The sequence below is a fragment of the Paenibacillus sp. RC21 genome (assembly GCF_044907935.1).
GTDB classification, from domain to species: Bacteria; Bacillota; Bacilli; order Paenibacillales; family Paenibacillaceae; genus Paenibacillus; species Paenibacillus terrae_A.
This window is the reverse complement of the sequence record NZ_JBIYCS010000016.1, coordinates 25,951-48,934: the sequence shown is the minus strand read 5'-3', so window position 1 is coordinate 48,934 and position 22,984 is coordinate 25,951. Positions and strand designations below refer to the sequence as shown.

Below are 22,984 nucleotides of genomic sequence, written 5' to 3'. Positions count from 1 at the left end.
TTAACCACAGGGATTACTCTGGTAATTCACGACGTGTAGAAAAAGTGTCAAATTGATTTTTCAATTTGACACTTTTTTATATTGGATAAGATAATAAGTTTGTGTAGATAGCAAAACTCTTTAGCCCCCTAGTGAACTTGGACACTAAGAGTGTATATGGATTACACTACTAGTGATAAGTGGCTGAGGAAATGACACGAAATAAACATTCTAGAGAATTTAAACGCCAAATCGTCAAGGAAGCCATCGAAACCGGGAATAAGGCGGCTGTAGCCCGGAGATATGAAATTGCCGTCAATATGCTTCAACGTTGGGTAAAGGAATTTGAAGAAGGTAAATATGGTGAAACTTCACTGGAAACCATACATGGACTGGATTCCAAAGTGCTTTCCCAAGAAAATGATCAATTGAAGAAACCATCCATGAAGGATATGCCGTCACGCTTGTGCTACGATTGGCCAACATCCCGAGATCTAGCTACTACTACCATAAAAATGGAAAAGTGATCGAGAAAACAGCAAGTGAGGGACGACAAAAGCCAGGATATTCGCTGCGTTCGGACGGCGTAAAAGTACCGGATGCTCAGATTATGGAACGGATTATGGAGCTGGTTTCTGCAGACGGCAATGCGTATGGATACCGAAAATTAACCGTCGTTTTACGCCGAGATTATGGCCTAATCATTAACAAAAAGAAGGTTTACCGATTGTTCAGAGAACTGAACATCCTGCGACCACAGCGAAAAGTGAACTCGTCTTACCCACGGAAACTGGCACGAAATCGGATCATTACGAATTCGAACCAACTGTTTGAGACGGACATTAAGTACGGTTATATTGCAGGAGAAGACCGATTCTTCTTCATTCAGTCCTGCCTCGATGTTTACGACCGTTCTGTGGTCGCTTACCACATAGGATTGCGGTGCGAGGCCAAAGATGTGATCTGAACGCTACAAACGGCCTTGCTTAAGAGACAATTATTTAAGGTGCAAACCAACCTGTGATTCGTTCAGACAATGGCCCTCAGTTTATTTCTCATGGGTTTGTAACTGCCTGTGAAAGCTTTGGAGTGGAGCATGAACGCATTCCTCCACGAACACCGAATATGAACGCACATATTGAATCTTTTCATAGGTTATTGCAGGATGAATGCTTAGTTCGCTACGACTTTGAAACGTACAGCGAAGCTTATGAAGCCGTCACTGAATTCATTCCGGCATTCGCGATTTGTCGCCGTCTCAGTTTTATGAGAAAAACCAGACAAAACCGATTCCGATCCGAGAAGTTCGTGTATAATTTCAAAAACGAAATCTCGATGAGCAAGAGAGAGTTAGTGTCCAAACTTAGGGGGTTAATCCGAGAACTACGTATTCCTTGGTTGTATTAGGATTCCTAATCATTAGCGGAGTTAACACATTAAAGGGACCTTTAAGCCAAATGGCTGGATCATAGTTTTTGTCTATTTACCGCTGTTATTGGCGGGGCTGGGACTCTGAATGGATTTTGTACCTTTCCGAGGGTTGAGAAAAACCTTTCCCGGCCAGACTAACTGGCCCGCTGTGCTGGGGTTCATCCTGATTCATAAATTTGGGCCTGTTTATATCGTTCGCTGGATGGTTTGTAACATTGAGGGCTTGCGTGCTTATGTGGTTTTCTCCATCCCGCCGGACCAGTAGGAGAGATCAGGAATTTTCATTGATTTTAGTGTGAGCACGTCTCGTACCTGCTAATATAGATTAGAGGTGTTATACTCGACTGGTGCGTTAATGAAGGAATATATTCTTTAGCAGAACGAATTGAGAATATTTAAAGCTTATTATCAGTTCCAATTCAGTTTAAATAACCAATAATAACTAAACAGAGAAAAGGTGTGTTCATATGAGTACAGCAAATCGTGGAATCCACATTGGTCCTCCCCGTTTTAAAATAGCCGTTCATTCTGTCGTATGGCTAGCAAAAAGTAACAGCGTTTTATCTAGTGCAATGATTGCGAGTCAAGTTAAATCGCATGCTACATTCATGAGAAGAGTCATGCAGTCTTTAACCATTGCAGGTATCGTGGAGTCAAAAGGTGGACGTGAGGGGGGCTACATTTTACGAAAAGCTCCCGGTCTAATTACTTTAGGTGATATTTATTATGCAGTAAATACGGATATATCAGAATCTGATTTTGATATTGATTGTGGAGATGCCGCTAAACAGCTTGATCTTGAATTGGAAAAAATTCTGTATGAAACTGAACAGCACACTATAAAATATTTGAGTCAGTTTACAATCGATGATGTCGCTAATCGTATAGATTTCTTTTAATTGGTAAAAATTTAAAAAAAATTATAATGTGCTGATTCAAAGATGCATCTCAAAAGCTTTAACCAATGATGCTGCCTTAGTGGTTAAAAGTTATAAGATGTCGCCATATTGGCGACTTTTTATTTTCTTGCTGAATTTTGTTATAACAGTACACTGATCGCTCATCCCCCCAATTGCGCATACTTGTAACTAATGTATATAGAGAACAGCACTGGTATGGTAATACCGGTTAAAGTATTAAAGGATACTACCAGAATAGACCCGTTCCAAATATCTTTTAGATAATCATATAAATTTTGATGGTAAGTTCAATCAATAGACGAAAGTAAGCTTTTTAAAACCCTAGTTGTAAGAAAAGTGATTAAAAGTATACCTCTTCATCGATCATAGTTAGTCGTCTATTGTTGTATTCAGAAGAAAGCATATTTTGTAACCTAACATTCGTACAGAAATAAAACTTGAGATTAAGGAATAAACGAATTATAATGTGCTTATAACAGTTGCATTTAAAAGTTTTAAGTGTGCTTTAAAAAGGCGCAATATGAAATGGACTGAGATAAATATCTTACTATAAGGGAGAAATTACTATGTCCAATGTACTTTTTATTAAAGCGAATGATCGTCCAGCAGATCAAGCAGTAAGTGTTCAGATGTATGAGACTTTTCTCAAGACTTATAAAGATACCCATTCTTCTGATGTAATTACTGAACTTGATTTGTTCGTAGAGAACCTTCCTACTTATGGGAATACTGTGATCACAGGCATCTATAAATTAAGTCAAGGTTATGAAATTACGGCAGAAGAGTTGGAAGCCACAACAACGTCCAATCGTTATCTGGATCAATTCCTTGCCGCAGATAAAGTAATCATTGCCTTTCCACTCTGGAACACCATGGCACCTGCACCGTTGGTCAACTACATCGCTCATATCTCCCAGGTTGGCAAAACATTTAAATTTACTGCTGAAGGTCCTGTTGGTCTTGCCGGTGATAAAAAAGTCGCATTGCTAAGCGCACGTGGAGGAATGTACTCCATAGAGCCGATGGTGTCCTTCGAATCAGCGGTTAAACCAGTGAAGATGAATCTTGGCCTTTTCGGAATTCAAACTATCGATGTTATTATTGAAGGACATAATCAGTACAAGGATCGTGCAGAGGTGATTGTAAAAGAAGGACTTCAAGAAGTGGCCAAAGTAGCATCAACGTTCTAAGACACTTTCCAGGAGGGCTTCACCTGTTTGGCGCCAGCGGCTCTATTGGGCAGATGTTGATACGGCAAGCACTTGAGAAATGTGCTCTTGTAAGGCCTATGTACGCAAATCTGCAAGCCTATTCTAGAAAATAAGAATTATAATTTTGCAAACACTATTTAAACGTAAAGGCAGCTGATTATCGGCTGCCTTTACAAATTTAACGTGATCTCTGAGGAAATTTGGGATTAACCACTAAAACAAGAAAGATAGAGATGAATATGAACAGATGTAGAGGACAAGGACGTATATCTAATGGAATCCGCGCTGGCGCTTCAGCCTGACAGGGAAGATAAAAAGCTTTTATAAAGGCCGTGGGCATTTGTGGTCATGAACGTTTATAAGGCTGCACGCTTACTTACGGAACGATAGAACACGAAAAGAACGCCACATACCAAGACCCCTCAACCAATTAGTAAAACGTTTGTCGAAAAAATAAAGTAACAACAAAAACACTTTCCATTGATGAATAATCTGAAAATATGAATAAGTATTATTGAAGCTGGAGGCACAAAATTCATATGCAGGGTTGGCATGAAAAGGGCAAGATCGAGGAGCAAATCATTTTTCTGACGGATGTACTGGAGAGAACGCTTGAGCAAGCGTAGGGATATTTCCGGAACAAAAATTGATACAGATTATAACCGTTCTCTCTAATGATAATTTTCATCACAAGCCTTGTTTTTTCAAGATCCGCATACAACTGACAATAGAGCTTCATTAAAGCGACGACATTCTTTAGGAAGCATGAAAACGGTCAGCGAAAAAAGAGCATCAAAAAAATTGAAACGTTTCCATCTCAGTGTTATTATAATTTTCATAAAGAGAGATAGGGGGAGTGAGATGCCAAGTATTAAAGATGTAGCTAACTTAGCTGGCGTAGCTGTAGGAACTGTATCCCGAGTTATTAACAACTCGGGCTCTGTAAAACCAGATACACGCAGAAAAGTGGAGGAAGCTATACAAGAACTGAATTATTTTCCTAATGAAGTCGCTCGAAATTTCAAGATGAGGAAATCCAAGATGGTAGCCTTGCTGCTTCCAAGTATCTGGCATCCTTTTTTTTCTGAACTGGCTTATTACATTGAGGATGAGTTGGATCGGGAAGGCTTTAAGCTCATGTTATGTAATAGCGGCGGCAAGCCCGAAAAGGAACTGTATTATCTGGATATGCTACGGCAAAACAAAGTGGCTGGTATTGTCGGCATTACTTACAATGATATAGAGAATAGCGTAAGCAATGACATTCCGATTCTAAGTATTGATAGGCACTTCAACAAAAAAATTACCTGTGTGACCTCAGATAATTATGAGGGAGGCCGTCTAGCTTTGAGGGAACTTGTTAAAGCAGGGGCCCAGAAACCGGCTTTTATGGGAAGTGTAACTTCTGTTTTTAGTGAAACCATGAATCGAAGAAAAGGTTTCATTGATGAGGCGAAAAAATTAGGTGTAGACTATGTTGTATACGAGAAACCAGATCCTATTGTGGACGACGAAGCCTATTTTGGCGAATTTCTATCTAAGCATCAGGATGTGGACGGCATTTTCGCTATTACCGATATGTTTGCCGCCAAATACATAGAAAGAGCAGGTAGGCAGGGTATTCGTGTTCCAAAAGATGTAAAGGTTATCGGCTACGACGGCATTCAGGATCATCCTTATTTTCATCCGATATTGTCTACAATCAGGCAGCCACTGGAGGAGATGGCACGTATGACAATCAGACTGCTTTATAAGAAAATCGAAGGTGAAACTTTAGATCAGCAAGTGTATCGTCTCCCCGTTGTCTTCAAGCAAGGCGAAACTACATGATTTTATTGTAAAAGTATCAGCTCATTCGGTCGATTCATAGTATGGATCTAATGAATGACGTTTTTCTTACAGCAAATTGGAAACGTTTCAAAAGTGAAAACATCCTAGTTCAAGAAAGGGGGTGTAATGGTGAATTCAAGAACTAGCGAGTCGGATCATTCTGGATCAAGCCAAATCGAAAAATATGGAACCGGATCAAACGCGACTATTAACTGTATCTGTTTTTGCTATCGCTGGATGAAATGAACACCAACATTCCAGCCTGATTTCAAAGGAGTGAACAGCGGAGCGGAACAGACCGCTGCCAAGAACATGGTTATGGGAACTCCCAATCGAACCACTATTTGTCGGTCGCTTACTGGTATCAGCGGGAGTTGCATAAAAGCTTTCCTGAGACGTTGCCTGTCTTGCTGCACCTACCACTATCTGTGAAAGAGAGCGCCCGGCTTTTTAACGTACGTTTAAACTGATTAAAAGAGGAAGGCGGCCGAAATGAGCACCAAAAGATTGGCTACCTATAATTTTTTTCGATATGTGAGCGCTGCCCTTAGACATTTAAACTTCAAACTTTTTTCTTTTGGCAGAAGAAAGATATCTCAGTTCTTCCCGATATTTCGCCACGGTTCTGCGTGATAGATGCAGACCTTCCTTTCCCAGCAGGGTGGTAATAGCCAGATCCGATAACGGCTTTCGCTTGTCCTCATCATCTATCAACTTTTTAACTCGCTTTTTTGCACTCTCCGATGAAGCAGCTTCTCCGTCCGCTGACGTCAAGGAGGAAGTGAAGAAGAATTTGAGTTCGAACAATCCGCGAGGCGTCTGTATAAATTTATTACTGACCGCTCTGCTGACCGTGGATTCGTGTAAGCCCGTCTTTTCGGCAATCTCCTTTTGGGTGATTGGTTTGAGGAAATACACGCCATGCTCAAAAAAATCCTGCTGCTTTTCCACAATGGCCTTGGCAACCCGTAGAAGGGTCAGCCGACGTTGCTTCAGGCTATTGATCAGCCATTTTGCCGTATTCATCTTCTCATGGATAAAACGTTTGGTTTCACTATTCGGTAGATCCTGCATCATTTGTCGGTAAAAAGGGTTGATCTCAACCCGCGACGCACTAATGTCATTAATCAGGACAAGATATTCACCGTTGGCTTTTTCGACCGTTATATCTGCTATGATGTATTGCTGCTCTTTATGAGCAAATGCTGCGCCCGGGCATGGATTTAGCTTGCGAATTCGATCGGCCATCTGTATAACCTCTCGCCTACCAATTTCAAGAGCATCCGCAATTTTTTGTATCCGATTGTTCGCCAGATCGGCCAGATGGTTGCTCACCATTCTGACTATGCATTCATCATCCATGCCAGCAAGCTGGAGCTGGAGAAGAAGACACTCTTCCAAGCTGTAAGAGGCGATCCCCGGTGGATCAAAACTCTGTATCACCAAGAGCATATCCTCAATTTCGGCTAAGGGAACGTCCAATAGTGATGCGACTGTTGGAACATCAAGTTCTAAATATCCCATTTCGTTCAAATTGCCAATGAGGTACCATGCCACCATACGCTGTGAATTTGTAAGCCCACTTACCAGTCCAAGCTGCCTGTTCAGATGTTCAAACAGGGTATCATTTGGATTGGCAACAAAATCCAGAAAAGTAACGGGGTTTGCACGCTGGACCGATGGATATTTTTCTCCGCCACGATAATGTTCAAGCAGCTCACCTCGATCTTTCTGTGAAAACCGCTCTGCTGCTTCTTTGATACTGCCTATGGACATATTAAACTCCGGCAAATCAATGACTGGATTATCGTTCGCCTGTTCATGCAGATAGGATATTAAATCAGCCGAAGAATATTGCAAGATCGTGATTGCTTGTCGCAATTCGGGCGTCATAACCAGCTTGAATCCTTGTTCCTGTTGTAATCCATATCGTATCATTGACTTATTCAAACTCCTTTCCCGTACATTTCCGGTACAACTTCACAGTCTGTCATTTATGAAAGATCTACTTCTCTAAGCCTATGCAATTCTCCTGCCTAGATGTTAACGTTACCGAGTAATTTTCTCTGATAAGAAACGATTCATACACAAGGTCAAAGCTTGTAGTAATGAGTAACAGTTATTATGTGTGTTACATTTTTGGTTATATACACTATCTTTCTTGTATATTCATTCATTGAATAACAAAATTACACTGGGGTTGGAGGAATCATTTATGGAAACTTATAAAATTGTCTGCATTGACATTGACGGGACGCTGCTTAACTCGGCGCATCAAATCACGGAAGCGACCAAAGAAACCATTCTCCAGGTTATAAATGATAAGCAGATTCCAGTGGTTCTTGTCTCTGCGCGAATGCCAAAAGGAATTATTCCATTGCAGAAGCATCTTGGTATTTCTGAGCCTCTCATATGCTACAGTGGGGCACTTGTTATAGATAGGCACGGGAACAAGCTGAACACCCGTTATATAGATACGAAAATGACACAGTGTTTGCTTGACAGCCTGGCTGCATATGATCTTCATGTAAGCCTGTATAAGGATGATGAGTGGTATATTGAGCAATTGGATGCATGGGCGCTTCAAGAACGTGACATCACCAATATCGAGCCTCGCATTTATAGTTTTTCTAAACTTACCAATGGTTGGAGGGAAGAGACTGATGGAACCAGTAAAATTTTGTGCATGGGTGATCCCGAAGAGATCAGCCGCGTCCTTCAAGTATTGCGACCCGTATACGGCGAAGAAGTAAATCTCTACTTATCCAAGCCTACGTATCTGGAAATCATGTCAAAAAAGGCTTCCAAAACCGCAGCCATTCAAATTCTGCTAAAAGAGTACCAACTGAAACAAAGCGCTTGTCTGGCTATTGGTGACAACTACAATGATATGGACATGCTGGCCTTTGCGGGACTTGGCATTGCCATGGAAAATGCTCCCCTTGAGGTCAAAGCTGCTGCCAACACCGTTACTCTTTCGAATGACGAGGATGGAGTAGCTTATGCGCTGAAAAACAATATTCTGTTCCCTAAATAAGCAGGTTGAAATCAATTTCCAATGACTGATTCTGGCTGGAGGAATACAGATGAAACGAATAGATAAGATTTTAGAGTATATTGCCGAAAGCACCAAGAAAATTTCCAAAGAGGCTTTACTTGGGGGGAAAGGGATTACGGTTGCGGAAATTGCTGATGATCAAAAGATGCTGAGAAACAATGTGAGCAAAGAGTTGAATAATCTGCTGCGTGACGATCTAATCCTTAAAATCAAAGGAAGACCGGTCAGGTTTCTGCACAAGCAGATTATCGAGGACACCTTTCGGGTTCGGCTGAAAGAGAAACAAATTGAGGTCAAAAGCATCAAAGAGGTACTGCTGCCTGACGAACAGGTCGATCCGTTCCATGCCTTGATCGGTTTCAGGGGCAGCATGCGTAACCAGGTTGAGCAGGGGAAGGCAGCGATTCTGTATCCTCCTAGAGGTCTGCATACACTGATAGTCGGGCAGACTGGTGTTGGAAAAACTATGTTTGCCAGGTTGATGTACCATTATGGCAAGTATATGAAGCGGTTTTCAGAGCATGCGCCATTTATCGTTTTTAACTGCGCTGATTATTTCAATAACCCCCACTTGCTACTTTCCCACATCTTTGGTCACGTTAAAGGGGCGTTTACAGGCGCTGATCATGAAAAAGCAGGGCTGGTGGAGAAAGCTGACGGAGGCATCCTGTTTTTGGATGAGATTCACCGTTTACCCCCGGAAGGCCAGGAAATGATTTTCTATTTCATGGATACTCACACCTATAACAAATTGGGCGAAACGGATCGAAAAAGAGACGCGAGTGTGTTATTGATTGGAGCTACGACGGAGGATCCCGGATCATCCATGCTGAAAACCTTCATTAGGCGCATACCCATCACGATCAATATCCCTTCCCTTCAGGAACGTGCTATTGAGGAGCAAATGCTGATTTTGAAGCATTTGTTTGCTAACGAGGCCAATAGGGTAAACAAGCCGATTAGGATTGAACCAGAGGTAGTAAGAGCACTGATCGGCAGCGTCACTTACGGCAATATCGGCCAGTTAAAGTCGAACATCCAGCTGGTATGCGCTAAAGGGTTTTTAAACAGCATACATGAAAACAAAGAAGAAATAGGACTTGATTTTAAAAACCTGCCGGGAAATATCCGAGATGGTTTGTTTAATATTGATAAAACGCAATATAAGATGAAGGAAATGGGATGTATTTCCTCGTGCCTATACATTACTCCAGAAGGAAGAAAAGCTTTGGATGAAGAGGTTGTTTCCGAGCTGCCGTTTAACCTTTACAAACTAATTGAAGACAAGATTGGCATGCTGAAGGAAGAAGGGCTCGACGACGTCTACATCCACAGATTTATTGCTACGGATGTCAATATCCATATTAAAAGCTTTTATAACCGTTTTTATAACACCAAGGGGAGCAGGGAACGAATTCTGAAAATTGTGGACAAAGACATCCTTGAATTCTCCGAGCAGATTAAGGAAATGGCCAAAAAAGAACTAAACCGAATTTACAGCGAGAGATTCGTGTATGCTTTCAGTCTTCATTTAAGCGCCTTTTTCAAGCGCACCAGAGAGAAAAAATACGGTGATGCACGAATCTATGAACCGATGAATGACCATGATGAAGAGTACAGACTGGCCCAGACTATCAAAAGTTTGATCGAGTCTAAGTTCGGTGTACATGTACCAGAGGCCGAAATAACTTATATGGCGATTCTTCTGAAATCTGTTGAGGAGGAACGACAGGGTAGTGTGGGAATTATCGTGGCAGCACACGGCACCAGTACAGCGAGCAGCATCGTCGGCGTCGTAGACAGCTTGCTGGGCAGTTCTAATCTTTGCGCTGTTGATATGCCTCTCGATGTCAGTCCTAGGGAAATTTTGGAGCTTATTATCGATAAAGTAAAGAGCATTGACCGTGGTAGAGGCGTGCTGCTGCTGGTTGATATGGGCTCTTTGCTCAATCTTGAAGAAACTATTATGGAACGTGTTGGAATCAATGTAAAGACCATTGATATGGTTTCAACTCCGCTCACGCTGGAGGCTGTCCGAAAGGCCAGTGTTTTTGACATGGGGATAGAGGAGATATACCAATCGCTAAAGGATTTCAGGGGATATAACAATAGCAGCGCCGCAGTGAAAGTAGTTCATAAGGCAATTGTGACGGTTTGCTCCTCCGGCAAAGGTGCAGCGGTCAAATTGAAAGAGTTTGTGGAGAAAATTGTCTGCGATTTGACGGATGAGAAAATACTGGTTGTCCCGGTAAACGTAAGAGAGTTGGATAAAGTGGTCCAGGATATGCGGTCTAAGCGAACAATTCTTGCCGTGATTGGAGTAAAACGGCCAAGCGAGCCGGAAATCCCGTTTATTCCCTTGGAAAAGCTGATTGAAGCAAGCGGTGAGCAGACATTGAGAGAGCTACTGCTGAATAACAAACAGATCCCTGCTGTGGATCAAAGCGTAGTCGTCAGGGAGTTATGCGAGGAAAGTCTGAAAGAATTTATGACTTATTTGAATCCCCACAAAATTCTGGGAATGGTGATGAGATTTGTGCAAGAGCTGGAACTTGGATTGGAAGTCAAATTTGATTATGCAACAAAAGTCCAAATTTCTACTCACACAGCTTATGCGCTGGAACGCATGGTTATTCGCGATGGACTTGTTTATCAGGGGGAAGTGAAACAGCTCGACCAGCGCATATTCGAGGTGGTAAACCGTTCATGCAGCATATTTGTTTCTGGTATGAATCTTATACTTTCTGATGACGAAAAATATTATATTTGCGAAATGTTGAGCGAAGTATATAACTTTATTCCACAGTAATGGCCAAAGAGTATAAAACGCTTTCATATGTGTATGAAAGTAGCGAGGATTGATAAATAATGATCTGTTCAGACTGGAAAAAACCTCCGACGCAACGGGGGTTTTTTGTTGTTTACAAAATTTCCTCTGATCTATACAGATGTTTGGCACAGAACTTGCATTATAGATATATGTGGAGAGAAACAAAGGGGGTGAGACAGATGATCGGTGTAATTGTTGGGACACATGGGAAATTTTCTGAAGAAATACTGAGGTCAACGGAAATGGTTTTCGGCCAATTGGATAATGTGGCAGGTGTTACGTTTGAACCAGGTGAAAGTGTCAGCGGACTTGTAGAGAAATATAAGGCTGCGTTGGCATCGCTGGATTGGACGGACGGTGTTATCTTCCTTGTTGATCTATTCGGTGGCAGTCCTTATAATGCTGCCAGCCGAATTGTGGTTAACCATGAAAAAATGGATATTGTGACAGGAGTCAACCTGCCAATGATCGTTGACCTTCTTGCAAACAGAGGGACTGAACAAGTGGAGAATTTGGTAAATCTAGCGATCCATGCGGGGCACGATTCCATGATGTCTTTTCGTGCTATTCGAAACAGTCAATCAGAGGAGGAATTATAGAATGCAAATTGCATTAGTTCGTGTTGATGACCGTCTGATTCACGGTCAGGTGGCGACCGTTTGGGTGAAAGAAGCGAAGTGCAACAAGATCATCGCCGTTAGCGATGAAGTCGCAGCGGATACACTACGCAAAACCTTATTGCTTCAGGTGTCGCCGCCTGGAATTAAGGCGTATGTCGTAACGATTAACAAAGCGATAGAGGCTTATAATAACCCCAAATACAGTGATTTTAAAACATTGTTCCTCTTTACCAACCCTACGGATGTACTGCGGGTTGTGGAAGGGGGAGTACCCATCCGCTCGGTGAATGTAGGCGGAATGTGTTTTAAGGAAGGGAAGACACAGATTACCGGGGCGGTCTCCGTAAACCAACAGGATGTACACGCATTTCGTAAGCTGCATGAAAAAGGCATTGAGCTGGAAATCAGAAAAGTAGCCAGTGATCCGAAAATCAACTTAATTACCAAACTGCAGGATCTATGATCGTAAATACCAGGCGGCAACAAGAGAGGAGTTATAGAAATGACTGTTTTTCAAATTGTGATGGTAACACTGGTAGCGGCCATATGTGGCATGGGCAGCGTTCTGGATGAAGGGCAAACCCATCGTCCTCTGATTGCGTGTACGTTGATTGGCCTTGTCCTTGGCGATCTCAAAACTGGCATTATACTTGGCGGTACTCTGGAATTAATGGCTTTGGGATGGATGAATGTAGGAGCATCCATAGCACCAGACGCTGCTCTAGCCAGCGTAGTTTCCACCATTTTGGTCATCGTCGGCCATCAATCGATCGGCGCCGGAATTGCCGTTGCGATTCCAATTGCAGCCGCCGGACAAGTGCTTACCATTTTTGTCAGGACGATTACTGTCTTCTTCCAGCATTTAGCTGATAAGTATGCGGAATCTGCAAATTTCAAAGGAATTGAGCTATGTCACTTTACTGCCTTACTTTTGCAAGGTCTGCGCGTCGCTCTGCCCGCTGTTCTGGTGGCAGTTGCTGCAGAAACGGGTCTGGTGACTGCAATGCTTGACGCAATTCCGGAGGTTATCACAAGAGGACTACAAATTGCGGGCGGCTTTATCGTAGTCGTAGGGTATGCGATGGTCATTAATATGATGGCAGCCAAATACCTGATGCCATTCTTCTTTCTGGGCTTTGTCATTGCAGCTTTTACAAACATTAATCTGGTTGGTTTTGGGGTCATTGGCGCGGTTCTGGCTCTGCTTTACATCCAGTTGAGTCCAAAATACAACCAACGTAATGAGAATATGGAAGAAATTGAAGAGTTATAGTAAATACCTGACGGAAGAGGAGAGCATTATGAAAGAAAAGAAGCTGACTAAAAGTGATTTAAATAAAATGTTTGTACGTTCATGCTTCCTGTTAGGCTCGTTCAATTTTGAGCGAATGCAGTCGATTGGTTTCTGTGTCACCTTGATCCCGGCGATTAAGCGGCTGTACAGCAAGAAAGAAGATCAAAAAGAGGCATTGAAAAGACATCTGGAATTTTTCAATACTCAACCGTTTATCTCGGCGCCTATTATGGGTGTAACGGCTGCGATGGAAGAACAGAAAGCGAGCGGCCAGCCGATTGACAATGCTACCATCAGTGGAGTCAAAGTCGGTCTAATGGGACCTCTTGCGGGAGTGGGTGACCCAATTTACTGGGGGACTTTACGTCCGGTTCTGGCTGCGCTGGGAGCCTCAATCGCCTTATCCGGCAGCCTTATCGGACCGTTTATTTTCTTCCTGCTCTTTAACATTGTACGCTTGGCAACGAAATGGTACGGTCTGAAATACGGTTATCACAAAGGTACGGAGATTGTCTCCGATATGTCGGGAAACCGGTTGCAAAAACTCACGGAGTCAGCCTCCATACTGGGGCTTTTCGTTATGGGCGCACTTGTTTCCAAATGGACCACCCTGAATGTGCCGCTGGTGGTATCAAGATATGTGGGGACGGATGGAAAAGAGGTTATTACGACCGTTCAGATGATTTTGGATCAATTGATGCCCGGACTTTTACCACTATTATTGACCTTTTTATGTATGAGGCTACTGAAAAAGAAAGTGAACGCAATCGCTCTGATTTTTGCTTTATTCGCAGTAGGCATTATTGGGTACGCATTTGGTGTTTTGGCCTAAAACGTGCCGGTCAGGGAGTCATCCTTGGCCGGACTTTGTCGGATTTTTGTGACCAAAACAGCGTAAACATATTGAGCTAAAGAGATAAATGTAAACGCTTTATTTGTAATGTTAAGAAATAACACTTGGTGTTCAAAATATTAAAAGAGGATGTGAAAGATGGTGAAGAGGAAGTTAAGTATGCTGCTTATTTGCTTTATGGTATTTAGTTTACCGTTAACTCCCGCCTTTGCAGCGGATCTTGGTTATTACGATGAAACTTACCGTAATCAGATTCATTTTTCGCCTGAGGCTAACTGGATGAACGACCCGAATGGAATGGTTTATTATAAGGGTGAATATCATCTTTTTTACCAGTATCATCCTTATGGAACGAAATGGGGACCGATTCATTGGGGGCATGCGGTGAGCAAAGATCTTATTCACTGGGAACATTTACCGATTGCATTATATCCAGATGAAAACGGTCAGATTTTCTCGGGAAGTGCCGTGATCGATTGGAACAATACAGCAGGGTTCGGAAAAGAAGCGATGGTTGCGATCTTTACTCATTCCGGGGATAACGGCCAGGTTCAAAGCATTGCGTACAGCTTAGATAGAGGCAGAACCTGGACTAAGTATGAAGGAAATCCGGTAATGCCGGATCCCCCGATATCGGATTGGCGAGACCCTAAAGTATTCTGGCATGAAGACTCCAGACAATGGGTGATGTCTTTGGCCGCAGCGAATAAAGTAATGTTTTATACTTCCCCCAATTTAAAACAGTGGACCTATGCAAGTGAATTTGGTGAAGATAACGGAATACAGGCCAACAGTCTGGATACCACTTCGTACGCTATGTCTTCACAGGAAGGCGGTTCATTCACCTATGAGGGAGATATTACCCTTAATAAAAAGAATGGCAGGGAAGGCTCAGGAGGTCTGGTTTTTCGTGCTGACAAGAATGCGAAAAACGGTTATGTCGTCAGCCTGGACGCCAAAAATGATGTCGTTACTTTAAATAAGAATGTCGATGGATCGATAACAGAAATTGCAAGCAAGTCTTTAACCCTGAGAACCTCATCAACTTACAACGTGCAGGTGGACGTATATGGTCATGACATTCATGTGTTTGTAGATAATCAGTCTGTAATTAAAGAAACGGATACTGAATTTGATTATGGTTATTACGGTCTGACCGCCTGGAATTCAACAGCTTCCTTCCGAAATGTAAATTTCAAGAACACCTCTAACTTTGCAACCAACCTATCTAATTGGGCGGCTGTAACCGGCCGGTGGGAAGATACCTTGGAGGGGAAAAGCGGTACATCAGCAGATGATGCTTTTATCATAAGTGGTAAGACTGGGGATAACTTTATATATAATGCGATTATTGATTTGTCAGAGGGAGGAGATGAAACAGGATCACTTATTTTCCGAGCGGATGCTGATGCGGAAAATGGATATATGGCGAATATCGATGCTTTAAACGATAAAGTGAAAATCGTGAAAATGGAAGACGGGAATAGAACGGTTCTGGCCGAAACCACAGTAACGCTGGATACTTATCAAAGCCATGATTTAAAAGTGAGCACATTAGGAACAAATATAAAGATGTATCTGGACGGAAATCTCATTCATGATATCGATGATGCAACCTTCCTGTCCGGCCATTTTGGATTACATCTTTTGCACTCTTCTGCGATATTTCAGGATGTTCAATTGGGTAGAAATATCATGACCGATGAGAAAGAAATCACCAATCATGATTTTGAAACAGGCGATTTAACCGGATGGACTGTGACCCAGGGTGATACTTTTTCGGATGATCATGTATCCAGTGAAGCGACTTATTGGGGTGGATCCTTCGGACATGAAGGGAATTATCACTTGTGGGGATATTCCAAGCTTCACGAGGGAGATGAAGCAACGGGTGAACTGCATTCCTCCTATTTTAAACTAGGCGGTTCCGGTGAAATCAATCTATTATTAGGAGCAGGCGATGATGGCGACAATACCTATGTATCATTGGTCAGAGCAGCCGACGATCAAGAATTGATCCGCCAGGCCAATACAAGATTTAATGAAGAAAAATATTCAAAATACGTATGGGACGCGTCCAAATATATTGGTGAAGTGTTATATATCAAGGTAGTAGACCATGCAAAAGATGGTTACGGTCATATAAATGTTGATGATGTTAATGTTTATAATGAAGGGATCATATCGGATAAAGTTGACCAGGTTGCAAAAGAGCCGGAGAAAACAGATATGAAACAAAGCGGACTCCTCACAGATTGGTCCGCTGTTTCTGGACAGTGGATTCCTTCCACAAACGGCAGCATCGGAGGAGTATGGGAATGTCCTACGTTAGTCGAATTGCCGGTTGATGGCGACCCTTCAAAAAGAAAGGGGGTCCTACAGGTAAGTATAAATGATGGTGCTCCGGCAGGCGGATCGGGCATGCAGTATTTTGTAGGCAGCTTTGACGGTAAAACGTTTAAAAATGAAAATACTTCCGATAAAGTATTATGGACTGACTATGGAGCTGATTTTTATGCTGCTGTGGATTGGAGTGGAGTAGAAGGGAAGAATGGTGAGAAATATTGGCTCGGCTGGATGAGTAATTGGCAGTATGCCAACGATACACCCACCTCAACGTGGAGAAGTTCAACAACACTGCCGCGGAAGATGGAGCTCACTCAAACCGCAAAGGGTCTACGTTTAAAACAAACCCCTATTTCGCTAAAAAGCATTCGTGACAGAGGGGATCGTATATCGTATACCAATAAAATGATATCGGGTAACAGCCATCTTCTTTCTAATTTATCAGAAGATACATTTGAACTGATAGCTTTGTTTGATGTATCAAATACGGAAGCAACAGAATTTGGCTTTGAAATCCGTAAAGGAAGTGAGGAAAATACAACTGTCGGTTATGATGTCTACAACGAACAATTATTCGTAGACCGGACTCATTCAGGAGATTTCGATTACGGAAGTAGTGTAGTTGGTAAGCATGAGGGACCATTACATGCTAAAAACGGCACGGTTAAATTGCAGGTTATTGTTGATAGATCAGCTGTAGAGGTGTTCGGCAATGATGGTACGACAGTGATTACCGATCAGATATTCGCGGATTCTGCAAGCAAAGGACTAAAGATCTATAGTAAGGGCGGAAATGTAAAGCTGAAATCTTTGGACCTATATCCTCTAAAGAGTGTATGGAAAGAAAAGAACTCTTCTTTTAAATCCAACTTATCAGGTTGGACCACCGTTAACGGGAAATGGGCGGATACCATTCATGGAAAACAGGGACAGAGTAAGGGAGATGCTTTTATAGTATCAAAAGTGACCGGCAGGAATTTTGTATATGAAGCCAATATAAACGTGCCAGATACAGATTCCCACCCTGGTAATTCTGAAAAAGATTTGATAGATAACTCCATTGGAGCGGGTTCATTGGTTTTTCGTTCTGACTTAACAGCAAAGAATTCGTATGCAGCAAATGTTGATATAAAAAATAATATTGTAAAATTAATTAAATTTGTTGATGGGACCGGATATGAAATTGCGACATATAACAATGATGGAAAACTGGATTTACAGCCAAATACAGATTATCATCTCAAAGTAGAAGCGCAAGGCAATATCACTAAGGTTTATTTGAACAATAAATTAGTTATCGACACAAAAGATCAAACTTATAAAGAAGGATACTTTGGTCTCAATGTATGGGATACAACGGCTTTTTTTAAAGAAGTTAAAGTGAAACTAAAACATAAAGATGAATGATTAAGAAAAGTTAAATAATGATATTTGTATCTCTATGGATTTAGTTTGTGTCGCCGCACAGCGATACAAACTTTTTTTAATTATTTGGTCCATTTTCAGAGACAGAATACTTAATCCTGTTTGGTTCAATGTACATCGACACAAAGTTTCCAATCAAAACTACCCTATGTTTGGTTTGTTCAATTCGATTAAATACGAAACAAAAATTGCTCTTCCAACTTTATGCCTTTCCCACTTGATATTTTGCTTACAATGTATTCTTCAACCCATATATAGAAGGTATCGTCTTCAATCATAACCGCTTCTGCAAATTTCCTGCTTAAGCTTGGATTTTATAACTTAATGATGGGGGCATTATCAATGAATAAGGATGATGAGAAATTACTGCAATATTATCTGGAACTCAAAGGTCCGAATGCGGGAGAATGGAACTCCTCTCCACAGTGCATTCACACACAGTTGGTGACAAGGGATTACGTAGAGAAGACATTCGATATTTTTGTCACGACCAGCGGCTCCAATTCACCCAACCGGTCCCGAGGGACGCTGAGCTCCTGTTCGCCGTATTCACTCACCACCGTTTTCTTGCTTTTTCCGTTACGGCTGTTGCGGTCGTTTTGGCTTGGACTTCATGTTTCTCATAGCCCAGATGGGTATCCAGCTCGGCCTCCAACATCTCTTGCAAAGTTTCAGCAAATAACTCTTTTAAAGCCTTCTGTGCATCTTGAGCCGTCACCAGCTTATTCTCTTTGATGAACGCTCTCAGTTGCTGTTTCGTCCAAAGTCCCATGTGCGCTCCCCAACCTTTCTTGATTACCAGTTTAATGGTTTGGGGAGTTTACACAATCTATTTTACAGACTCAATTTTTCATACTCGTTGAGAACATCGTGTAATACATGATGTTCTCAAATAACTTGTTTTCGCTAATCTATAAGTTAAAGAACGGGTTATCTCGCTTATGAAGGGGATACCTGATTCCTTTTAAACAATCCCCATACCTGTTCGGCCATGTATTTCGGTGAATGTGGCATGTTATTTATAATCCACCATTCGATTACCCCAATGAATGCAAAGGCCATAAAGTGCGTGATCAATAGCTTGTCATACCCCTTATTAAGGTCCTCCATATTGACTTGGTCTTTTATGTTCCCTGTCACGATCTCTAACATATGCTCCCGAAATGCAGGGATTCCTTTATTCGAAAGCATGGAAGCGAAAAACGTATGGTTCTGCTCAAAGTATTGAAAAACAGGTAACAAAGAATGAATAAAATCAACCTTTCCCTGATTTGGATCGATGCAAACGGAGATCATTCTGCTCAAATGCTCATCGATGCATTTGTTAAGAAGATCGTATTTATCGGTGTAGTGAAAATAAATGGTTCCCCTGTTAACATTCGCCCGATCCGCAATCTCATTAATAGTTATTTCTTCAAAATCCTTCTCCGAGATCAAACCTATAAATGCATTAAATATGGCTGCCTTTGTTTTTAGGATTCTACGATCAATTTTAACTCCCATAATGTATAGCCTCCAGAAGATATTTAACAAATTATTTGAATCCGTTGAATATAAAACAAAAATCACTTTTTTAGCGATTGAAGAAATCAACATAATCCATATAATAATAACCAACGAACGTTATATATTCAACGAAAGTTCGATTAAGTTTTGTTATAACCTAAATGCTCATTGAGTTATCAGCACATTCTTGCAATATAATATCGAGGTGATCGACTAATGAACATAACGCTTTTTGGTGGTAGTGGTGCAATTGGGAAAATTTTGACTGAGGTAGCAATTCAAAACGGGGATAACGTTACCCTTTATGCTAGAAATGCGGGGAAAATTGGACAGAAACATGAGAAGCTAAATGTTGTCGAGGGTCAATTATCTAATCAAGACTTGGTGGAACAAGCAATATCGAATGCTGATGTCGTCATTAGCACATTGGGACCCGCACTCGATACGTCCAGAAAATTAAAAGGTACCCCTGTTGCAGATGGTCATGAGGTTATTGTAAATGCGATGAGGAAGTTAAATAAGAAACGACTCATTACACTTGCTACTCCAACCTTGAAATCTGATAAGGATCGGAATTCGATTGCCACAGTTGTACCAGGAATTATGGCCAAGGTGATGTTTCCGAATGGTTATCACGAAATGAAAAAGCTTGAGAAAATCATCAAGCGATCTTCTTTAGACTGGACAGTAGTTCGGATTATTAATCCAAATGTAAGGCATAAGGAAAACGTTCATTATGCTTACTCGCTAGGCGATCAGCCAGCCAAGATGGGGGTATCCCGAGAAAATATCGCTAAATTTATGTATCATGCAGCTTCCGAGCCATCCTTAATTCATCAAATGCCGATTGTATACAACAGTTGAGAAATGATTCGATCTGTTTATCAAGTGAAGGGAGAGGAACGAAATGAAAGTAGAGATTTGGTCGGACATTGGCTGCCCATTTTGTTATATCGGAAAACAGCGTTTCGAGGACGGGCTGGGGCGGTTTGCATCCAAAGATAAAGTGAATGTGGAGTACCGGAGCTTCCAGCTAGATCCTTATGCCGAGAAATACCCTGCTTACGATGTACATGACTTGTACGTTTCAAAGCATGGTGGCAGCAGAGAAGAAGCCAAGGCCATGCATAAACAATTTGCCCAACAAGCGAAGAGCGATGGAGTGGATTTTCGATTTGACCGAATAATCCCTACTAATTCGCTCGATGCGCATCGATTGATCAAGTTTGCGGGTACCTATGGCAAGAGTGCGGAAGTGTTGGAGCTTTTGTATAAAGCGTATTTCACAGATTCCAAGCATATCGGCGACGCGGACACACTGGCCGACATAGCGGCGGAAGCCGGTATGGATCGCGAGAAAACGATCAACGTGCTGGAAAGCACGCAATATGCGGATGAAGTTCGTGCAGATGGGCGCGAAGCAAGCAACCTTGGAGCTAAAGGTGTACCTTTCTTTGTCATCAACCGCAAATATACGATTTCAGGCGCAGCACAATCAAGCGAAGTATTTCTGGAGGCGCTGCAAAAAGCATGGGACGAGGAACATCCGCTGATGACGTTAGATACGACTCTAAACCAAGAATCAGGCAATGTTTGCGAGGATGGTTATTGTACGCCAAAAAACAGTTGACGGAGGCGCCATTAAAGTAATCGTAAAACAGCGGCAGTCCAGGACTTTATTTTCTCGTCCATAGCTGCCGCTGTTTCTTTTATTGGAACTCTTTGGGTTTTAATGCTTGGCGAATCAGTTGATTGAATTGACTCATATGGTGATCAAAACTGAATTGTTCGTCAGTGGCTGTACGTGCAATAAGGCCGTCAATCAGCGCATACAACCAGAGAGAAAGGGTCTCCACATCATAATCTGGATCTACTTGTTTTTCATGAATAGCACTTGTAAGCAGATTTTTGAATGATTCACGCATGATGATATCACTTTGATTGAAGACATGTCGCACACCCTTATTGCGTGAAGCTTCAGCCAAAATTTCGATCCATAATCTCTGGTCCATAGGATATACGGGATTACTGACACAACTAGTTATAATCGTCAGAATCTGTCCGAGAGGATCTTTTTCGGTTTCTTTAAATTCCATTTTGGACAAGGCATGGCGCTGTTCTTCTTCCACCAGTGCAATAATAAATGCATCTTTACTTGGAAAGTGGCGGTACAGATTCCCTGCACTCATTCCTGCTTCTTTTGCAATTTCGACAATGCCTGTTTTGTGAAATCCATTGCGTGAAAAACATCGAACAGCAGCCTCGATGAGCAAGCGTCTGCTATCGTCTTTTTGTTTCATTCGTTTCGATTTAGGCGGTTCAGAGTTATTCATTGTATTTCAAATGTACAGGGATACCTTCTTGGCTCTTATCCCTGCAACCTCCTTGTTTCGCGAAATAATGTACATCCATCATACCATGTACATTACCATAGTCTGCATTTGGATTAAAGTGTATTAAAGACTGGACGCTCTTTGTTATCAATATCTCCAAGCAGAGGTAAACGAGACAGCATGTTCGCCAAGAAATAAGAGTCCCAAGGGAAATGTTCAGTGATCCCTAGACCGACTACATCATAGGATTTGGCTACATCTTGCAAAACTCGGATAATGGTTTCCATACTTGGTCCTTGTGGGAAGCTCTTGGTGTATTCTTCGTATGTTCCCGGATAAGCAACCAGAAGAGAACGGAATTCTTTCATATCCAGTACATCCAGATCAAAATGAATAATAATCTTGGACGGTTTTTTCTCAGCTAGCCATTGGAGCACTTTAGAACTATCCTGCTTAATTTCATCGGGACCTACAATATCTAATTTCATGTTTTTCATGGGCTCTGAGTGAAGAGCATCGATCATGTCGTTCAATCCTACATATAGGATTTGTTCAGGTTTAAAAAGATGAGGAACCTCTGCAACAAATTCCTGATCACCTACACCAAGCAAATTGGCAAGAACATGAGCATGATGATTTTCAAAGTCTTCAGGGATCGAGACATCAGGGTGAGCATCTACCCATAACAGAGCAACATCTCCATCATATTTCTCATTCAAATAAGAAAAAGGAGCAAGTTCTACACTGCAATCCCCTCCAAGGACAACGATACGTTCAGGGTTATGTTTATGAATTAGACTTTTGGCTGATCTAGCTTGTTGCAATACGGTACTTTTGGCAATTATACCTTGTTCTTTTTCTACATTAGGGTTCAGATCGACGGGTACTTCTTCAAAAGGACCATTAGACTTGGGAGCAAGCCAGTTTAACAAGTGAGCTCCCAGAACGTAAGGAGGGTTGTTCCCTCCTTGCCATTGAGGGAATAACAAACGCAGTGTACGGCTTGTATCCATTTCATTCATAAGAAATTTCTCCTTTTATTTAAGTTAGTGAACGTTCATTCACTTAAAATGATACAAGATTACTTTTTATATTGCAAACCCTAAATAACAGGGAATGCCTATTTGAAATTATGCTGATTATACAATGAAAATCATGAAATTCTAAAGGAAGCTTTTTATCTTTTATTATTTTTGACACTCTTGGTCAATACTATAAAGATAACAAAAAGAAGTGTATAGCAAATGAGAAAAATTCTTTTTGATAAAGAAGGAGCAAGCCGATGGCAGTTAAGACAAAGAGTAAAGGAAAGATAGAAACGCTCATATACTAAAGGCAATTTGACACT

Annotated in this window: 21 protein-coding genes and 1 pseudogene; 16 read left to right on the top strand and 6 right to left on the bottom strand. The window is 41.7% G+C overall.

Features of this window, described 5'->3' with window-relative positions; all coding sequences use genetic code 11:
* Positions 1–191: 191 nt before the first annotated feature.
* The 7 genes from ABIA61_RS26105 to ABIA61_RS26075 all read left to right on the top strand — a co-directional run bounded on the left by ABIA61_RS26105 (position 192) and on the right by ABIA61_RS26075 (position 5,371).
* Entirely contained in the window at positions 192–506 is a 315-nt protein-coding gene (locus ABIA61_RS26105; protein WP_404581467.1) for a transposase, read from the top strand.
* Complete coding sequence (locus ABIA61_RS26100; protein WP_404529599.1) at positions 503–946, top strand: IS3 family transposase; 444 nt, start codon at positions 503–505, stop codon at positions 944–946. Before ABIA61_RS26105 ends, ABIA61_RS26100 begins: the two co-directional genes overlap by 4 nt.
* A 53-nt stretch (positions 947–999) precedes the next feature.
* The gene (locus tag ABIA61_RS26095; RefSeq protein ID WP_404520719.1) at positions 1,000–1,386 is read left to right on the top strand and encodes an integrase core domain-containing protein; all 387 of its coding nucleotides are present in this window, start codon (positions 1,000–1,002) and stop codon (positions 1,384–1,386) included.
* Between the two features lie 109 nt (positions 1,387–1,495).
* Positions 1,496–1,675, top strand: a complete 180-nt coding sequence (locus ABIA61_RS26090; protein ID WP_404581466.1) for a hypothetical protein — start codon at positions 1,496–1,498, stop codon at positions 1,673–1,675.
* 202 nt (positions 1,676–1,877) lie between these two features.
* Entirely contained in the window at positions 1,878–2,309 is a 432-nt protein-coding gene (locus ABIA61_RS26085) for an RrF2 family transcriptional regulator (protein ID WP_044647973.1), read from the top strand.
* 560 nt (positions 2,310–2,869) lie between these two features.
* Complete coding sequence (locus tag ABIA61_RS26080) at positions 2,870–3,520, top strand: FMN-dependent NADH-azoreductase (RefSeq protein WP_404520729.1); 651 nt, start codon at positions 2,870–2,872, stop codon at positions 3,518–3,520.
* Between the two features lie 882 nt (positions 3,521–4,402).
* Positions 4,403–5,371 carry a LacI family DNA-binding transcriptional regulator gene (locus ABIA61_RS26075; protein WP_404581465.1) on the top strand — a complete coding sequence of 323 codons (969 nt, stop codon included), beginning with the start codon at positions 4,403–4,405 and terminating at the stop codon, positions 5,369–5,371.
* A gap of 555 nt (positions 5,372–5,926) precedes the next feature.
* Here ABIA61_RS26075 and rpoN read toward each other — a convergent pair.
* A complete protein-coding gene (gene rpoN / locus ABIA61_RS26070) occupies positions 5,927–7,309 on the bottom strand; it encodes an RNA polymerase factor sigma-54 (RefSeq protein ID WP_404581464.1) in 1,383 nt (460 codons plus the stop codon).
* Positions 7,310–7,586: 277 nt separating this feature from the next.
* Between rpoN and ABIA61_RS26065 the strand changes: the two genes are divergently transcribed.
* The 7 genes from ABIA61_RS26065 (at position 7,587) to ABIA61_RS26030 (ending at position 17,779) form a co-directional block, all read left to right on the top strand.
* The gene (locus ABIA61_RS26065) at positions 7,587–8,408 is read left to right on the top strand and encodes a Cof-type HAD-IIB family hydrolase (RefSeq protein ID WP_404581463.1); all 822 of its coding nucleotides are present in this window, start codon (positions 7,587–7,589) and stop codon (positions 8,406–8,408) included.
* A 49-nt stretch (positions 8,409–8,457) separates the two neighbouring features.
* Positions 8,458–11,238, top strand: coding sequence for a sigma-54-dependent transcriptional regulator (locus ABIA61_RS26060; protein WP_404581462.1), 2,781 nt, complete (start codon positions 8,458–8,460; stop codon positions 11,236–11,238).
* Between the two features lie 170 nt (positions 11,239–11,408).
* Positions 11,409–11,858: a PTS sugar transporter subunit IIA gene (locus ABIA61_RS26055; RefSeq protein ID WP_404581461.1), complete on the top strand. Its 450-nt coding sequence runs from the start codon at positions 11,409–11,411 to the stop codon at positions 11,856–11,858.
* Between the two features lies 1 nt (position 11,859).
* Positions 11,860–12,342, top strand: a complete 483-nt coding sequence (locus ABIA61_RS26050) for a mannose/fructose/sorbose PTS transporter subunit IIB (protein ID WP_044647966.1) — start codon at positions 11,860–11,862, stop codon at positions 12,340–12,342.
* Positions 12,343–12,381: 39 nt separating this feature from the next.
* The gene (locus tag ABIA61_RS26045; protein WP_044647965.1) at positions 12,382–13,152 is read left to right on the top strand and encodes a PTS mannose/fructose/sorbose transporter subunit IIC; all 771 of its coding nucleotides are present in this window, start codon (positions 12,382–12,384) and stop codon (positions 13,150–13,152) included.
* Between the two features lie 28 nt (positions 13,153–13,180).
* Positions 13,181–14,005 carry a PTS mannose transporter subunit IID gene (gene manZ / locus ABIA61_RS26040; RefSeq protein WP_283655284.1) on the top strand — a complete coding sequence of 275 codons (825 nt, stop codon included), beginning with the start codon at positions 13,181–13,183 and terminating at the stop codon, positions 14,003–14,005.
* Positions 14,006–14,185: 180 nt separating this feature from the next.
* Positions 14,186–17,779 carry a GH32 C-terminal domain-containing protein gene (locus tag ABIA61_RS26030; protein ID WP_483874949.1) on the top strand — a complete coding sequence of 1,198 codons (3,594 nt, stop codon included), beginning with the start codon at positions 14,186–14,188 and terminating at the stop codon, positions 17,777–17,779.
* A gap of 497 nt (positions 17,780–18,276) precedes the next feature.
* Here ABIA61_RS26030 and ABIA61_RS26025 read toward each other — a convergent pair.
* The 3 genes and pseudogenes from ABIA61_RS26025 to ABIA61_RS26015 form a co-directional block, all read right to left on the bottom strand.
* Positions 18,277–18,402, bottom strand: a pseudogene (locus ABIA61_RS26025) (transposase); the annotation flags it as partial.
* Positions 18,351–18,569, bottom strand: a complete 219-nt coding sequence (locus ABIA61_RS26020; protein ID WP_283655285.1) for a hypothetical protein — start codon at positions 18,567–18,569, stop codon at positions 18,351–18,353. The pseudogene ABIA61_RS26025 and the gene ABIA61_RS26020, both read right to left, overlap by 52 nt.
* A gap of 167 nt (positions 18,570–18,736) precedes the next feature.
* Positions 18,737–19,393 (bottom strand): TetR/AcrR family transcriptional regulator, encoded by a 657-nt coding sequence (locus ABIA61_RS26015; RefSeq protein ID WP_404559640.1) that lies wholly within the window; start codon positions 19,391–19,393, stop codon positions 18,737–18,739.
* Between the two features lie 126 nt (positions 19,394–19,519).
* Between ABIA61_RS26015 and ABIA61_RS26010 the strand changes: the two genes are divergently transcribed.
* Together ABIA61_RS26010 and ABIA61_RS26005 are read left to right on the top strand one after the other, a co-directional pair.
* Positions 19,520–20,167: an NAD(P)-dependent oxidoreductase gene (locus tag ABIA61_RS26010; RefSeq protein ID WP_283655287.1), complete on the top strand. Its 648-nt coding sequence runs from the start codon at positions 19,520–19,522 to the stop codon at positions 20,165–20,167.
* Positions 20,168–20,210: 43 nt separating this feature from the next.
* Positions 20,211–20,933, top strand: coding sequence for a DsbA family oxidoreductase (locus ABIA61_RS26005; protein WP_044647961.1), 723 nt, complete (start codon positions 20,211–20,213; stop codon positions 20,931–20,933).
* A gap of 79 nt (positions 20,934–21,012) precedes the next feature.
* On the opposite strand, the gene ABIA61_RS26000 is transcribed toward ABIA61_RS26005, so the two are convergent.
* Both ABIA61_RS26000 and ABIA61_RS25995 read right to left on the bottom strand, forming a co-directional pair.
* A complete protein-coding gene (locus ABIA61_RS26000; protein ID WP_283655288.1) occupies positions 21,013–21,603 on the bottom strand; it encodes a TetR/AcrR family transcriptional regulator in 591 nt (196 codons plus the stop codon).
* Between the two features lie 146 nt (positions 21,604–21,749).
* Positions 21,750–22,658: an arginase family protein gene (locus ABIA61_RS25995; protein ID WP_283655289.1), complete on the bottom strand. Its 909-nt coding sequence runs from the start codon at positions 22,656–22,658 to the stop codon at positions 21,750–21,752.
* Positions 22,659–22,984: the final 326 nt, after the last annotated feature.

Excerpts from the sequence above, each read along its gene's own strand:
- ABIA61_RS26045 (WP_044647965.1), top strand. The coding sequence starts at position 12,382 with ATGACTGTTTTTCAAATTGTGATGGTAACACTGGTAGCGGCCATATGT.
- manZ (WP_283655284.1), top strand. The coding sequence starts at position 13,181 with ATGAAAGAAAAGAAGCTGACTAAAAGTGATTTAAATAAAATGTTTGTA.
- ABIA61_RS26085 (WP_044647973.1), top strand. The coding sequence starts at position 1,878 with ATGAGTACAGCAAATCGTGGAATCCACATTGGTCCTCCCCGTTTTAAA.
- ABIA61_RS26060 (WP_404581462.1), top strand. The coding sequence starts at position 8,458 with ATGAAACGAATAGATAAGATTTTAGAGTATATTGCCGAAAGCACCAAG.
- ABIA61_RS26010 (WP_283655287.1), top strand. The coding sequence starts at position 19,520 with ATGAACATAACGCTTTTTGGTGGTAGTGGTGCAATTGGGAAAATTTTG.
- ABIA61_RS26005 (WP_044647961.1), top strand. The coding sequence starts at position 20,211 with ATGAAAGTAGAGATTTGGTCGGACATTGGCTGCCCATTTTGTTATATC.
- ABIA61_RS26105 (WP_404581467.1), top strand. The coding sequence starts at position 192 with ATGACACGAAATAAACATTCTAGAGAATTTAAACGCCAAATCGTCAAG.
- ABIA61_RS26015 (WP_404559640.1), bottom strand. The coding sequence starts at position 19,393 with ATGTTGATTTCTTCAATCGCTAAAAAAGTGATTTTTGTTTTATATTCA.
- ABIA61_RS26050 (WP_044647966.1), top strand. The coding sequence starts at position 11,860 with ATGCAAATTGCATTAGTTCGTGTTGATGACCGTCTGATTCACGGTCAG.
- ABIA61_RS26030 (WP_483874949.1), top strand. The coding sequence starts at position 14,186 with ATGCTGCTTATTTGCTTTATGGTATTTAGTTTACCGTTAACTCCCGCC.
- ABIA61_RS26090 (WP_404581466.1), top strand. The coding sequence starts at position 1,496 with ATGGATTTTGTACCTTTCCGAGGGTTGAGAAAAACCTTTCCCGGCCAG.
- ABIA61_RS26055 (WP_404581461.1), top strand. The coding sequence starts at position 11,409 with ATGTGGAGAGAAACAAAGGGGGTGAGACAGATGATCGGTGTAATTGTT.
- ABIA61_RS25995 (WP_283655289.1), bottom strand. The coding sequence starts at position 22,658 with ATGAATGAAATGGATACAAGCCGTACACTGCGTTTGTTATTCCCTCAA.
- ABIA61_RS26000 (WP_283655288.1), bottom strand. The coding sequence starts at position 21,603 with ATGAAACAAAAAGACGATAGCAGACGCTTGCTCATCGAGGCTGCTGTT.
- ABIA61_RS26075 (WP_404581465.1), top strand. The coding sequence starts at position 4,403 with ATGCCAAGTATTAAAGATGTAGCTAACTTAGCTGGCGTAGCTGTAGGA.
- ABIA61_RS26020 (WP_283655285.1), bottom strand. The coding sequence starts at position 18,569 with ATGGGACTTTGGACGAAACAGCAACTGAGAGCGTTCATCAAAGAGAAT.
- ABIA61_RS26065 (WP_404581463.1), top strand. The coding sequence starts at position 7,587 with ATGGAAACTTATAAAATTGTCTGCATTGACATTGACGGGACGCTGCTT.
- rpoN (WP_404581464.1), bottom strand. The coding sequence starts at position 7,309 with ATGATACGATATGGATTACAACAGGAACAAGGATTCAAGCTGGTTATG.